Origin of the sequence: Azorhizobium oxalatiphilum (genome assembly GCF_014635325.1) — a bacterium.
Lineage (GTDB): Bacteria > Pseudomonadota > Alphaproteobacteria > Rhizobiales > Xanthobacteraceae > Azorhizobium > Azorhizobium oxalatiphilum.
Window position 1 is genome coordinate 63,167 of sequence record NZ_BMCT01000013.1, and the last position, 13,303, is coordinate 76,469.

A 13,303-nucleotide genomic window follows, 5' to 3' on the forward strand; every position below is an offset into this window, starting at 1 on the left:
GCCGCTCCCGGCGCCCGGCCTTGCGGCCGGGCGGGAAGACGGGGTCTTCAAATCGGGCCGTGCGGGCGGCCGATGGGGCGGTTCGGTTCTGAGCTTGTGCTCAGCGCGACTTACTTGCCGGCGATGAAGCTCGGGTCGTAATAGCGGCTCAGCTCGAAGGCGGGGGCGGGCGGGGCCTCGCCGCCGCTCACGGCCGCGTCGATCTTGTAGAGGTTCTCAAGGCCGGCGGCCGGCACGGACAGATCGGCGGGGATCGCCTTCTGCTCCTTCACGATGAAGTTGTAGCTGTCCTCGCACACGTCGCGGTCGGTCTTGGTGTAGCGCGCCAGCACGGAGATGGCGGCTTCCTTGTTGGCCGGGTTGTTGATGAAGGCGGCGGCCTCCTTCAGCGCCTGCGTCAGCGCGATGGCGGTCTCGCGGTTGGCCTTGGCCCAGTCCTTGTTGAGCACCAGCGGCGTCTGCACATAGGGCTCGCGATAGACGTCCAGCAGGTTGGCGCCCTCGCGACCGGCGAGCGTGTCGAACGGAGCGATCAGCAGTGCGCCGGCCACCTGGCCGTTGCCCATGGCGATGATGCGGTCGCGGGAATTGGCGATGGAGACCATCTGCACGCCCTTGGGGTCCACGCCGGCCGCCTGGAGCTGATACTTCAGCAGATTGGCGGTGCCGCCGCGCACCGCGCCGGCGGTCAGCGGCTTGCCGGCCAGATCCTTGATGGAGGTGGCGGACTTGGCGCCGTAGAGCCGCAGGATGGTCTTGTCGAGTACTGCACCGGCGATCACCAGCGAGGCACCCTTGTCGATGGCGCGCACGGCAAGGTCGCCCAGACCGATGCCGGCATCCGCGCTGCCCGAGGCCACGGCCTGCATGAGGGCCGGGCTGTCGGAGGCGCGCAGTTCACGGATGGTCAGGTTATGCTTGGCATAGAAGCCTTCCTGATCGGCGATGGCGTGCAGCCACAGGAGGGCGCTGGGCGCCAGCATGGCGACCTTCACTTCGGTCTTGGTGGATTGGGCGTGGGCCGCGGCAATGGGGGCGAACGCAAACGTAGCGGAGAGCAAGGCGGCAAACAGGCGTTGCATGAGGTACTCCAAACGGAAGGGAGGGTGCTGCGTCTCAATGCGCGACTTGCCGTCAGCTAAACGCTGTTCAAGATCAAATTCAAGCGATATTCTCAGTATGTGAGATTTTTGCTAATTCTCATCTAGTGAGACAATGTATCATTTGGTGGAGGGGGCGTGGCCAGTCGTATTCTTCAGGTTCTGAGCTTGTTCCGGCGGGATTCCGGGCCGTGGACCGTGGAAGGGATCGCGCGTGAGATGGGCGTTTCCCAAAGCTCGGCCTATCGCGACGTGCAGGATCTCAGCCGGGCGGGCTTCCTCGATCCGGTGACGGGGGCCGGCTATGTGCTGGGTCCGGCCTTCATCGAGTATGATCGGCTGCTGCGGCAGAGCGATCCGCTGATCCCCATCGCCTCCCAGACCATGCATCGCCTGCTGGAGGACACCACGCAGAGCGCCACCGCGATTCTGTGCCGGCGCTATCGGGACACGGTGATGTGCGTGCATCAGGAGCATGGCGCGGCACCGCATCCCTCCACCACCTATGAGCGCGGCGTTGCCATGCCGCTGTTCGTGGGCGCCTCGTCCAAGGTGGTTCTGGCGCATCTGGATGATCGGGCGCTCAAGCGCATCTATCTCGACAATGAGACCACCATCCGCGCCCGCCTGAAGCTGCCGGACTGGAAGGCGTTCAAGGCCGAGGTGCGGGAAATCCGCAAGGCCGGCTTCGTCGCCACCGTGTCGGAAGTGGCGGAGGGGCGCTGCGGCATCGCCGCTCCGGTGCTGGTGAACAAGCAGGTGATCGCGGGGATCAGTCTCGTGTTCGACAGCGCCGAGCTGAAGGACGGAGCCCCGGAACAGTTCCGCGATGCCATCGTCGCCGCCGCGCAGCACATCTCCGAGGCGGTGGCGGAAGGCGGAACCTTCGTGGCGCGCTGACGTCGCCTATCCGCGCAAAGCGGCGGCGGGTGACTGGCGATAGGCGAGCAGGGCCGGAATGATGGCCACCAGCGCGCCGACCGCGAACAGGCCGATCAGCGCGCCCGCGTCAGTGGGCGTGGCGATCACGGGCAACGCGATGCCGCTGGCCGTCTCAACAACGCGCGACACCAGCCGGGCGGCGGCATAGCCGAGGGCGAAGCCGGCGAGCATGCCGGTGCCGAGCAGGGTCAGCACTTCCAGCCAGACGATGGCGAAGACCGCCGCGCGCGGTGCCCCGAAGGCGCGCAGCGCGCCGATCTGCCGGCGGCGCTGGAGCACATGGATGACCACCACCAGCAGGATGGCGGCGCCCACCAGAGCCTGCGCGCCATAGGCCACCAGCGCGATCACCTGCCGGGCATCGCCCAGCGTGCCATAGAGGCGGGTCAGCACCTCGGCGGGGAAGACCGCCACCGTATGGGCGGAGCGGTAGTCGCGGCGCAGCTTGTAGGCATCCGCAATGGTCTTCGGCTTCACCACGATGGCGGGCAGGCCGGGCGCATGCGCTTCCGACAGAGCCGCGGGATTAATGGGGGCATCGAGATCGGGCGCGAAGTCACGGTGCTGCTGGCGGGCCTCGGCCATGCCGCGCGGCTTGGGGGCGGCGTCGTGATCATGGTCGTGGCCGGCGTCCGCGCCGTGCCCGTGCACCCGCCACACCGCCTCGATGGGCACCAGCACCGCGCGGTCCCACGGCGTTCCGGTCGCGGCCATCCGCCCCACCACGCGATAGCTGATGCCGCCATGCACTTCCGCCGGCCCCTGCGGCTGGCCGTGCATGGGATGGAAGCGCGCGTCCATCTCCTTGGGCACGGCGGCGCCGATAATGGCCTCGTCGAGCTTGGCGAAGGTGCGGCCCTCCACCAGCCGCCCGAGGCCGCCGACCAGCTGTTGCGTGGTGCCGACGATGGGATGGTCGTCCACAAAATCGCCGAAGCCCACCGGGGCTGCCCATGCGACGCGGGGATCGGCGATCAGTCCGGCCAGCACGTCGCCCTCCATGAGCGGCAGGGGCGCCGCCTGCAGGAAGACGGCGGAGAGCACGAGCTGGGTCTCGCTGCCCGGTGCGCCCACCACCAGATCGAACGCCTGTGCCGCCCGCGCGCTGCCGAGGCGCAGCGCCCGCTCCTGCAACGTGACCACCACGCCCAGCGCCACGGCGAGCGCGATGATGAGCGTGACGGCCAGTACGCCGATCCAGTGCCGCCGGAGATCTGCCGCGATGAAGCCGAGCATGCCGTGCCTCAGATCAGCCGACCGGCATCGAGCCGGAGCGTGCGGGTGAGGCGGCCGGCGAGGCGCGGATCATGGGTGGCGACGATGAGGGTGGCGCCGGTCTCGTCTGCGAGCGCGAGCAGCAGGTCCGCCACCGCCGCGCCGGCCTCCGCATCGAGGCTGGCCGTGGGCTCGTCGGCAACCAGGATGTCGGGGCGGGCGAGGAGGGCGCGGGCCACCGCGACACGCTGCATCTGCCCGCGCGAGAGCGTTTCGGCCTTCTGGCGCGGATCAGGCAGGCCGACCCGGTCGAGCAGCCGCCGCGCCTCGTCAGCGAGGCCGGCGGGCAGGCGCCAGCGCGAGAGCCGCTGCGGCAGCAGCACATTGTCCAGCGCCGAGAGGCCGGGGAACAGGTGAAAATCCTGCATCACCAATCCCACATGCGCCGCCCGCCAGCGGTCGCGCGGGCCTTCGCCGAGCGATGCGAGGTCGGTGCCTGCCCAGGCGACGTGGCCGTGACGCACGCACTCAAGGCCGGTGAGCATGTTGAGGAGCGTGGTCTTGCCGCAGCCGGAGGGGCCGGTGACGGCGACCCGCGCGCCGGCTTCCAGTTCAAGTTCGGGAATGGCGAGCGCGGGCTGGCCGAGGCCGGCAAAGCGCACCTCCAGATCGCGCACCTCCAGAGCGGCCATGCCTCACGCCTTGCGGAAGCTGGCGCCGGTGAGGCGCAACAGGCTGACGAAGCCGGTCTCCGGATCGGTCCACGAGCCCACCTCCAGCTTGCCCGTCACGGTGATGAGGGCATTGGCCTGTTCAAAGGTCTGGGCGCGGTCGAGATAGACCACCACGATATTGTCCGGCCAGTCCGCATCCGAGGAGCAGAAGGGGCAGAGCGACATGGGGATTTCGGTCAGCACGAAGAAATTGGCCTCCGCCTTCAGGGGCGGGGCCATGAAGCCGCGCATGGCGACGGCCTTTTCCTTCAGTGCCTTCACCTTGTCCGAGAAGGTGAGGCCGAGCACGCTCACCTTGCCGTAAAGCTCCGAGAAATCGAGCGCGGTTGCCGCCGCTGCCGGGCGCGCGAGCGCGGGCAGGAGGAGGGATGCGGCAGCGGAGGCCAGCATCCTGCGGCGGGAGATCAGCTCCATATCCTCGGGTTCCGATGAGCGGTCTTCGAACGGTGGCGGCCCCGGCAGTGAGCCGGAGCCGCATGATGATGGCAGAAGATGAGCGGCAGGTCAGTCCTCGCCCAGTCCTCGCCCAGTCCTCGCCCAGTGCTCGCCTCAGTCCTTGGCGGGAGCGAGCGCCATGGCATCCACCAGCACGCGATAGACGTCGCTCTCTTCCATATAGCCCTTGAAGCCCTCGGCGCCGGCACCGGTGGCCTGCAGCACCACGTCGTCCACCGCATGCACGGCGGTGTCGGCGGAGCGGGGCAGATTGCCCTCGCGCAGCACGGCGCCGGGCACGTCCTTGTACTGCTCGTTGGCCTTGTACTGCTTCTTCTCGTTCTGCACCGCCGGCTCGAACGGGCCGTCCATCTTCGGGCGCCAGGTCTCGTAATAGTCGGGATAGTTGGACGAGAAGACCGCGAGGCGGCGGGTCACATCCACCTTGTCGGGGAAGCCGTCGCCATTCTTGTCCTCATAGTTCGGGAAGCCGGCGTCGGCATAGACGCCCACCTTCTCGCGCATGTCCGTGCCCGGCTTGTTGTCGTCGATGGTGCCGATGATGGAGACGCCATGGGCGTGATCGCCGGTCACGACGATCAGCGTGTCGGGATGGGTCTTCAGGAACTCGATGCCGACCCCCACGGCCTGATCGAACTCGATGGTCTCGAACAGCGCCCGCTCCCAGTCCATGGGATGGGACATCTTGTCGATGGAAGCGCCTTCCACCATCAGGAAGAAGCCGTCCGGATTCTTGGCCAGCTGGTTCAGCGCCGCCTTGGTCATCTCCACGAGGCCGGGCTGGTTCGGGAACTTCGCGACCGTGCCCTTCTTCAGGAACTCGCGGTCGAGGATGGTGTCCATGTTGGCCGGATGGAAGAGGCCGAGAATCTTGCCGGTGTTGGTGCCGGCGGCAGCGGCCAGCTCCGCCTTGTCGGTGGCCAGCGTATAGCCCGCATCCTTGAAGAGCTGGATATAGTCCTTGTCGTCCTTGCGCTTGGAGCCGGGCGTGGTCTTCGGCAGGAAGTAGGCGGAGCCGCCGCCCAGCATCACGTCGGGCTTCACGTCGTAGAACATGCCGACGATCTCGGCCTTGTCGGCGCGGGCGCGGGTATGGGCGACCACGGCGGCCGGGGTCGCGTCCTCCAGCTCGGCGGTGGAGACGACGCCCACCGACTTCTTCGAGAGCCGGCGCACGGCCTCGGCGATGGTCTCGACCTTGGGGTCGTCCAGCGTGTCCTTGGTGCGGTCCACATAGACGCCGAGCGCGTTCACCGCCGTCTTGTGGCCGGTCATATAGGCCGACATGGTGTTGGCGCTGTCGGTGGCGATGGCGTTGGTGGACGAGGTGCCGATGAAGGCCATGCGCTCGAAATCGTCGATATTGAGCCGGCCGTTCGCCTTGCCCTCGGTCATGCCCTTGGACATGAGGCGCGCGCCGGTGCGGTGCGCCACCGAGAAGCCGTCGGCGAGGAAGAAGATGACATTCTTCGCCTTGGCGGTGGAGGGCGTCGCATAGACGTCCCAGGTGACGGTCTTGGTCTCGGCGCCGGCCTTGGCTTCCACCTTGTAGGAGCCGGGTTTGGCGATGGCGGCGGCACGCAGCAGCACGGCGGAGGCGGTGGTGCCCGCTTCCGTCTCGATGAAGTCCGGCTTCTTGCCCAGCACCGCTTCGGCCGGCTGGCCGTTGATGGTGACGGAGACGTCGCCGGCCTTCACCTGGCCGTCGAACTCCACCTTCAGGTCGAAGGGCGAGCCGGCGAGGATGGTGGCGCGATCCAGCGGGTAAATGGTGGTGGCGTCGGCCACGGAAACAAAAGCGGTGGTAAGGGCCAGAGCCGCAATGAGGCTGCGCATCGCACGTCTCCCAGGGAAATGCGTTCCTCCCCTAGGCCAAGTCGATGTCAGTGCCGTGACTGTTTTGCAGAACAGTCACGCTGCGGGGCGCGTTCTCGCGCAAGGGTTTGGATGGGATATATTATATCTTTATGACGGTCAGCAGGGAGTGCCATAGCCCTGCCCGCCATATGGTGGGCAGGGCGCGGAAGACGTCATTCCTCCGGCAGACGGTTGGTGTCGTGCTCGTGCCACTGCTCGGTCTGCACCGTCTTGCTGTCGAGGGTCCGCGTACGCGAATGCAATTGCTTGTCCCGGTTGGACAGGACCATGTTCGGCGGGATCTGGTCTTCGAACACATCGGCCAGTGCTCCGGCTCCTGTGCCCTTGCCTTGCGTGCCCGTTCCCATGTGCTTCTTGTTCGCATGCGCCATCGCCGGCTCCTTGCGCCTGTGGAAGGGAAAGGGGCAGGCCATGCATGTGCCGCGAGAACCGGCCCCCTCAGGTCAACGGCCGCCTGTCCGAGGGGTTCCCGTCAAGCCGGGCGGAGGAGAGGCCGGGCTTGGTAGGGCTACGCTTCCCATGGCAGGGTGAGGCACCGCCGATGAGCGGCGGAACGGCGAGGTGGCTGGTGCGAGGGCGGATGTTTCGGCGCAGGTCACATGGCTGACACCGGATCGGATCGGATCGCACCCGATGGGTGGCCGCTGCCGCCGGGCGCAGTGCATCTTTATGTGGTGGACGAGACGGAGGTGGCGGCAACGCCCGAACTGGCGTCTGCGGCCGTCTGGCTGTCGCCTTCGGAGCAGGCGAGGGGCAGCCGTTTCGTCCACGCGCGGCGACGCCATCAGTTCCTGGTGGCCCGGCTGCTCGTGCGCACCATCCTGTCGCGCTATGCGCCGCAGATCGGGCCGGGCGACTGGCAGTTCGAGACAATGGCGAATGGGCGGCCGGTGATCAGCGGCCTGTTCGGGGATGTGCTGCATTTCAACCTGTCCCACACGGACGGGCGTGTGGTGATGGCAGTGGCGCGCGCGCGCTGGCTGGGCGTTGATGTGGAGCGGCGCAATGGCGATACGCCCGCGCAGGATCTGGCGGATCGCTTCTTTGCGCCGGCAGAGGCCGGCTGGCTGCGGGCGATGACCCCGCAGGCGCGTCAGCAATCCTTCTTCAATCTCTGGACCTTGAAGGAATCCTACGTGAAGGCCCGAGGGCTGGGCCTTGCGCTGCCCTTGACCGAATTCGTCATCGGCTTCTCTGGTTCGGCGGGGCTCTCCCTCCAGCAGACGGGGGAGGCCGGGCCGGGGGCAGACAACTGGAGCCTATGGATGATCGAGACGGGCGGCGAACATGCCCTGGCGCTTGCGCTGGCGGCAGAGGGTGTCTGGCAGCCGCATCTGTTTCGCGGCACGCCGTTGTCCGGCTTCGAGGAGGCACCTTGCCGGATCCTGCGCAGTACGGCGCTGCGATGAGCCGGGACGATCCCGATGTGCGACGATCGGTGATCGGTGATCGCGGGGCATCATACAAGTGAGTACGAGAAGATGAGACGGCACCATGGCGGGTGTCGGAAAGCCGCCACGGTGCCGCCTCAGGATCGGGAGGCGTGGCCTGTGTGGCGGGCTGCCTAGCGACCCTTCCAGCCAGCCTCCTGGCTGCAGGCTTCCATGGTGCGGGGATTGGCCTTTTCCCACTGCGTGATGGAGCGCGTCTCGTTCGACGACATCTTGTTGTTCATGCAGGTGCAATAGGTGAGGACGACCGGCGCGGTCTGGCCCTCGTCCTTATTGTCGCTCACGCATTGCGTGATCCATTTCACGTCATCGGACGTCTGCTGCGCATGGACGGACGTGACCGTAACCGGAATGAGAGTGGCGAGAGCAGCCACCAGTGCCAGAGATTTCATGAAGTCCCCCTATTGAGCGGGCGCGCCCGCATTCCTCGCCGTACAGCCGGGCCCCCGCACGGCTGATGCACACTGGAAGCAAGCGCGCGTGGTGTCCTCCTCCTGCGCGCACGCGCAACCGTATCCCGGCGGCCACACTCGCGGGAATTTGAGCGGGCGCATGGTGGAGGCTTGGCTGCCCCGGCAGGAGGCAGGGAAGGGAATGTTCCGCTTGCTCCCGTACCAGAACAGCGGAGCACACCGCCGCAGCTGATCAGAATGTCGCGGCAGCGCAAGGCGGACCAGTCCGTTTTCCTTCAACGCTTTTCTGGGACGACGAAGCAGTTGTCCATGCTTCGTCCACGGCACGTGTCGCGATGCACATAATATAGTGAGCTATATAAATGGGGTATATAACCCCATACATTTGGACCACAAACATTTCTTGAAATGTAGTCGGTTGCATTTCTGGCGATAGCCAAAATACAGTTGCGGCATCCGTTCGGATATACAAAACTCCCTGTGTTCGATTCCGGAGAGGCTTCACTTCGGGGTCGTGGGCGGTGGGGGCCGACACGATGTGTCGGTAGGGATAATCTATTGCCCTCCATATAAAGTCCTGAGTTTCCGGCATCTCGCTTGGCGAGGCATTGGATCTTGGGAAGATGTCTTGCCTTCAGTTTCCGAAGACTGACTTCGGAAGCAACGCACTTGCTTGCCTTGTTATTGGCTCGGGCGAATGGGTTTCATCGGCCATCAGCAGGGGCGAGATCGGCGTTTAGCGGAAGAGCGAGACGAGCTGCCCAGCCCGGGCAGAAGAAAAATGAAGTCTAGGCTGGGGATCGCTGGATGTCGTTGTATTCCGTTTCAGCGTTTGGATTGCAGGCTTCTGCATCTTCTTCCGCGTCCCAGTCCGTTTCGTCGGGTGCTTCCCGCCGTCGCAATCGCGCTTTTGCCTCCCTGACTGCGGCCCTTCTGGCCGGAACCGCCCTCACCACCTGTGCCGTCATCGTCTGGCCTGCGCCGGCTCTGGCGGTCTGTCCCGATGGCAACAATGCCTCGGGCCAGACCGCGGGCACCGGCTGCGGCGTCACCGGGGCGGGCGGCGCAGCCGGCGTGGGGCTGGGGATCGGCGGCGGCGGCGGCGGTGTCACGGCCTCCGGCGCCGGCAGTGGCGGCGGCGGTGGTGGCGGATCGAGTTCCAATGGTAGCGCCGGTGCCATGAATGGTGGCGCCGGCGGTGCCGGTACGCTGGGCACCTTCGGCGGTGGCGGTGGCGGTGGCGGCAACTTCCTGCTGTCAGTCACCACCTCCCAGGCCATCACGACCACCACCGTAGGTGGCCTCGGCGGCAATGGCGGCGCCGCGGGCACTGCCACGCTGGCCACGGCCGGCGGTGGTGGCGGCGGTGGCGGTGGCGGCGCGGGCGCCGTGCTCGGCGGTAGCAGTCAGGTCTATTCCGTCTCAGCCGGAGTGACGGGCGGTGCCGGCGGTGCCGGCGGTCTCGGCGGTGCGTCCGCCGTCGGTGTCGGCGGCACGGGCGGCGGCGGTGGCGCGGGCGCCTTTGGCGTGGGCGTGTCCAACGGCACATTGACCATTCTCAGCACCGGCACCGTAACCGGCGGCGCCGGTGGCCTCGGCGGCGGCGGTGGCACGTCGGTCACGGCCGGCGCGGGCGGCGCGGGGGCGACGGGCGGAATCGGTGGCGTCGGTCTGGTGTCCAGCAGCAGCACGCTGACGGTGCAGGGCAATGTGACCGGCGGTGCCGGCGGTGGCGGCGGCACGGGCGGTACGGCACAAGCGGTGGGCCTCGCCGGCGGCATCGGCGGCAGTGGCGGCGCGGGCGCGGCCGGCCTCACGCTCACCGGTGGCAGTCTCTCCTTGCAGAGCGCCGGTATTGTTCGTGGTGGCGCGGGTGGCGCGGGCGGGACCGGCGGCGGCGCGCTCACCGTAGGCGGCGCGGGCGGGACCGGTGGCGCGGGCGGCACCGGTGTCAATCTCGGCAGCGGCACCAGCCTGACCATCGCCACCGGCACGTCGGTGCTCGGCGGTGCGGGCGGCGCGGGCGGCAGCGGCGGTGCCGCCATCGCCAGCGGCCTTGCCGGCAGTGCGGGTGCCGGGGGCGCGGGCATCCTCGCCAACAGCGCCACCATCACGCTGGCGGGCACGGTCACGGGCGGCCTGTCCGGCGCGGGGACGCGTGCGGATGCCATCACCTTCTCCGGCACGGGCAACCGGCTGGAACTGCAGTCGGGCTATGCCATCACCGGCAACGTGGTTGGTGCGGGCGTCACCACACTGGCGCTCGGCGGCTCTGCCAACGGCAGCTTCGACGTCTCGACGGTCAATGCGGTCGGCGGGCAGTTCTCCGGCGTCACCGCCTTCACCAAGGAAGGCACCAGCACCTGGACCCTGACCGGCTCCTCGCTGCTGACGCCAGCCTGGACAGTCAGCGGCGGCACGCTCTCTGTGGCCTCCGACGCCAGCCTCGGTGCGCTCGGCCTGGCGCTGACGCTGAACGGCGGCACGCTGCGCACCACCTCGAGCATCACCACCACCCGCGTCATCACGCTGGGTGCCAGCGGCGGCACCATCCAGGCCGATGCCAGTCTCACGCTCAGCGGCGTGGCGGGCTCCGGCAGCTTCGCCAAGACCGGCACCGGGACGCTGTCCCTGCTCGGCGGCATTTCCGCCAGCTCCACTACCATCAGCGGCGGCAGCGTCACCACGCTGGTGGACAGCCTGCTGGGATCGGCCGGCGCGCTCACCGTGGCGGCGGGTGGCACGCTCAATCTCGGCGGCTTCTCCCAGTCCGTGGGCACGCTTGCCCTCAGTGGCGGCACGCTCACCAACGGCACACTCACCGGCACCGTCAATGCGGCGGGTGGTGCCATCTCCAATATCGCCGGCACGGCGGTGCTGAACGTCAATTCCGGCAGCGTCTCGATCAGCGGCACCAACAGCTATACGGGCGCCACCAGCATCGCCGGCGGCACGCTGACGGCGGGGTCGGCCAATGCCCTGAGTGCCGGCAGCGCCACCACGGTCGCCACCGGCGCTGTGCTCAATCTGGGCGGCTTCACGCAGGCGGTGAACAGCCTGACGCTGAACGGCGGCACGCTGCAGAACGGCTCCCTCACCACCGCGCTCACCTCCAACGGCGGCACCATCTCCAGCCTCGGCGGTTCGGGCAGCGTGTCGGTGGCGGGCGGTCTCACCACCACGCTGAGCGGCACCAATTCCTATAGCGGCGCCACCATCCTCTCGGCGGCCAGCACCCTTCTGGCCTCGGCCGACAATGTGCTGAGCACGGCCAGCGCCATCAGCGTCGGTGCCGGCTCCACGGTCAATCTCGGTGGCCATTCGCAGAATGCGGCGGCGGGCATCACCGTGGCCGGCGGCACGGTGCGCAACGGCACGCTGGCGGGCAGTATCCTCGCCAATGCCAGCTCGGCTTCCATCATCGACATCGCCGGCACCGCCAGCCTGACGGCCACCGCCGGCACCACCACCCTCGGCGGCGCCAACAGCTACAGCGGTGCCACCCTCGTCTCGGGCGCGGGCGTGGTGCTCACCGCCAGCGGCAACAGCGCCTTCAGCGCGGCCAGCGCGCTGACCGCACAGGCCGGTGCCACGGTCAATCTCGGCGGCTTCTCGCAGACGGTCAATGCGCTGACGCTCAACGGCACGTCCAGCGGCGTCACGCTCACCAACGGCACGCTCGCCGGCGCGGTGACGGCGCAAGGCACCGTCGGGGTCAGCAATATCGCCGGCACCGCCAGCCTCGCCACCAGCGGCACCACGGCGCTGACCCTGAGCGGCACCAACAGCTATACCGGTGGCACCACCCTGAATTCCGGTGCCAGCGCCGTGCTGGCGAACGCCGCGGCGGCGAGCGCCAACAGCCTGTTCACCATCAATACGGGCGGGCAGCTCAACCTCAACGCCCTGTCCACCACCATCAACGCGGTCAGTCTTGCCGGCGGCACGCTCACCAACGGCACGCTGACCGGGGCTGTGACCGCCACCGGCGGTGCGCTGACGAACGTGGGCGGCACGATGACGCTGGGCGTGTCGTCCGGCACCACGGTTCTGACGGATGCGGTCTATACGGGCGCCACCACCATCAGCGGCGGCACGCTGACGGCTGCGGGCGTGGACGATCTCAGCGCCACCAGCGCCACCACCATCAATGCGGGCGGCACGCTCAATCTGGGTGGCTTCGCGCAGACGGTGAACACCGTCGCGCTGAACGGCGGCACGCTCACCAACGGCACGCTGACGGGTGCCGTCACCACCGCCGGCGGCGCCATCTCCAATCTGTCGGGCACGGCCTCGCTGGCAGTGAACGCGGGCACCACCGTGCTCACCGGCACCAATCTCTATAGCGGCGCCACCAGCATCGTCGGCGGCACCTTGCAGGGTGGTGCGGCCAATGCGTTGAGTGCCACCAGCGCCACCACCATCAGCGCGGGCGGCACGCTCAATCTGGGTGGCTTCGCCCAGACCGTGAATGCGGTGACACTGACCGGCGGCACGCTGACCAACGGCGTGCTCACCGGCGCTGTCAGCTCCACCGGCGGCGCCATCTCCAATCTGTCGGGCACCGCCTCGCTCTCCGCGAGCGCCGGTACGACGACGCTCACCGGCACCAACGCCTATACGGGCGCCACCAGCATCGTCGGCGGCACCGTTCTGGCGGGCGCGGCGAATGCGCTGAGCGCATCGAGCGCCACCAGCATCGGCGCCGGGGCGACGCTCAATCTGGGCGGCTTCGCACAGACGGTGAATGCGGTGGCGCTGAACGGCGGCACGCTGACCAACGGCGCGCTCACCGGCGCCATCGCCTCCACCGGCGGCACCATCTCCGGCCTGTCGGGCACGGCCTCGCTCAATGCGAGCGCCGGCACCACGACGCTCACCGGTACCAATGCCTATACGGGCGCGACCACGATCATCGGTGCAGTCCTGACGGCCAGCACGGCCAACGCGCTGAGCGCCTCCAGTGCCACCACCATGGGGCCGGGGCCACGCTGGACCTCAACGGCCTGGCACAGACCGTCAATGCGCTGACGATCAATGGCGGCACACTCCAGAATGGCTCGCTCGCCGGTGCCATCTCCGCCAGCGGAGCCGCCATCGCCAACCTCTCCGGC

The 13,303-nt window shown here is 68.0% G+C and carries 10 protein-coding genes; 3 read left to right on the forward strand and 7 right to left on the reverse strand.

What is annotated here, in order from left to right; translation table 11 throughout:
* Positions 1–110 precede the first annotated feature (110 nt).
* Complete coding sequence (locus IEW24_RS27640) at positions 111–1,082, reverse strand: ABC transporter substrate-binding protein (protein WP_188584150.1); 972 nt, start codon at positions 1,080–1,082, stop codon at positions 111–113.
* Positions 1,083–1,238: 156 nt separating this feature from the next.
* Between IEW24_RS27640 and IEW24_RS27645 the strand changes: the two genes are divergently transcribed.
* Entirely contained in the window at positions 1,239–2,000 is a 762-nt protein-coding gene (locus IEW24_RS27645; protein WP_188584151.1) for an IclR family transcriptional regulator, read from the forward strand.
* A gap of 6 nt (positions 2,001–2,006) precedes the next feature.
* Here IEW24_RS27645 and IEW24_RS27650 read toward each other — a convergent pair whose 3' ends face one another.
* The 5 genes from IEW24_RS27650 to IEW24_RS27670 all read right to left on the reverse strand — a co-directional run bounded on the left by IEW24_RS27650 (position 2,007) and on the right by IEW24_RS27670 (position 6,696).
* The gene (locus IEW24_RS27650) at positions 2,007–3,278 is read right to left on the reverse strand and encodes an ABC transporter permease (RefSeq protein ID WP_188584152.1); all 1,272 of its coding nucleotides are present in this window, start codon (positions 3,276–3,278) and stop codon (positions 2,007–2,009) included.
* 8 nt (positions 3,279–3,286) lie between these two features.
* The gene (locus tag IEW24_RS27655) at positions 3,287–3,949 is read right to left on the reverse strand and encodes an ABC transporter ATP-binding protein (RefSeq protein ID WP_188584153.1); all 663 of its coding nucleotides are present in this window, start codon (positions 3,947–3,949) and stop codon (positions 3,287–3,289) included.
* Between the two features lie 3 nt (positions 3,950–3,952).
* Entirely contained in the window at positions 3,953–4,405 is a 453-nt protein-coding gene (locus IEW24_RS27660) for a hypothetical protein (RefSeq protein WP_188584154.1), read from the reverse strand.
* Positions 4,406–4,540: 135 nt separating this feature from the next.
* Positions 4,541–6,283, reverse strand: coding sequence for an alkaline phosphatase (locus IEW24_RS27665; RefSeq protein WP_188584155.1), 1,743 nt, complete (start codon positions 6,281–6,283; stop codon positions 4,541–4,543).
* A gap of 194 nt (positions 6,284–6,477) precedes the next feature.
* Positions 6,478–6,696, reverse strand: coding sequence for a hypothetical protein (locus IEW24_RS27670; RefSeq protein WP_188584156.1), 219 nt, complete (start codon positions 6,694–6,696; stop codon positions 6,478–6,480).
* A gap of 228 nt (positions 6,697–6,924) precedes the next feature.
* On the opposite strand from IEW24_RS27670, the gene IEW24_RS27675 reads away from it, so the two are divergent.
* Positions 6,925–7,734 (forward strand): 4'-phosphopantetheinyl transferase family protein, encoded by an 810-nt coding sequence (locus tag IEW24_RS27675; protein ID WP_188584157.1) that lies wholly within the window; start codon positions 6,925–6,927, stop codon positions 7,732–7,734.
* A gap of 155 nt (positions 7,735–7,889) precedes the next feature.
* Here the strand turns inward: IEW24_RS27675 and IEW24_RS27680 are convergent, their stop codons facing one another.
* The gene (locus IEW24_RS27680) at positions 7,890–8,168 is read right to left on the reverse strand and encodes a hypothetical protein (RefSeq protein ID WP_244644710.1); all 279 of its coding nucleotides are present in this window, start codon (positions 8,166–8,168) and stop codon (positions 7,890–7,892) included.
* A gap of 828 nt (positions 8,169–8,996) precedes the next feature.
* Here IEW24_RS27680 and IEW24_RS27685 point away from each other — a divergent pair.
* Positions 8,997–13,220, forward strand: coding sequence for a beta strand repeat-containing protein (locus IEW24_RS27685; RefSeq protein ID WP_188584158.1), 4,224 nt, complete (start codon positions 8,997–8,999; stop codon positions 13,218–13,220).
* Positions 13,221–13,303: the final 83 nt, after the last annotated feature.

Bases quoted from the DNA above. Each gene is read 5' to 3' on its own strand.
- IEW24_RS27640 (WP_188584150.1), bottom strand. From the start codon at position 1,082: ATGCAACGCCTGTTTGCCGCCTTGCTCTCCGCTACGTTTGCGTTCGCC.
- IEW24_RS27650 (WP_188584152.1), bottom strand. From the start codon at position 3,278: ATGCTCGGCTTCATCGCGGCAGATCTCCGGCGGCACTGGATCGGCGTA.
- IEW24_RS27655 (WP_188584153.1), bottom strand. From the start codon at position 3,949: ATGGCCGCTCTGGAGGTGCGCGATCTGGAGGTGCGCTTTGCCGGCCTC.
- IEW24_RS27660 (WP_188584154.1), bottom strand. From the start codon at position 4,405: ATGGAGCTGATCTCCCGCCGCAGGATGCTGGCCTCCGCTGCCGCATCC.
- IEW24_RS27665 (WP_188584155.1), bottom strand. From the start codon at position 6,283: ATGCGCAGCCTCATTGCGGCTCTGGCCCTTACCACCGCTTTTGTTTCC.
- IEW24_RS27670 (WP_188584156.1), bottom strand. From the start codon at position 6,696: ATGGCGCATGCGAACAAGAAGCACATGGGAACGGGCACGCAAGGCAAG.
- IEW24_RS27675 (WP_188584157.1), top strand. From the start codon at position 6,925: ATGGCTGACACCGGATCGGATCGGATCGCACCCGATGGGTGGCCGCTG.
- IEW24_RS27680 (WP_244644710.1), bottom strand. From the start codon at position 8,168: ATGAAATCTCTGGCACTGGTGGCTGCTCTCGCCACTCTCATTCCGGTT.
- IEW24_RS27685 (WP_188584158.1), top strand. From the start codon at position 8,997: ATGTCGTTGTATTCCGTTTCAGCGTTTGGATTGCAGGCTTCTGCATCT.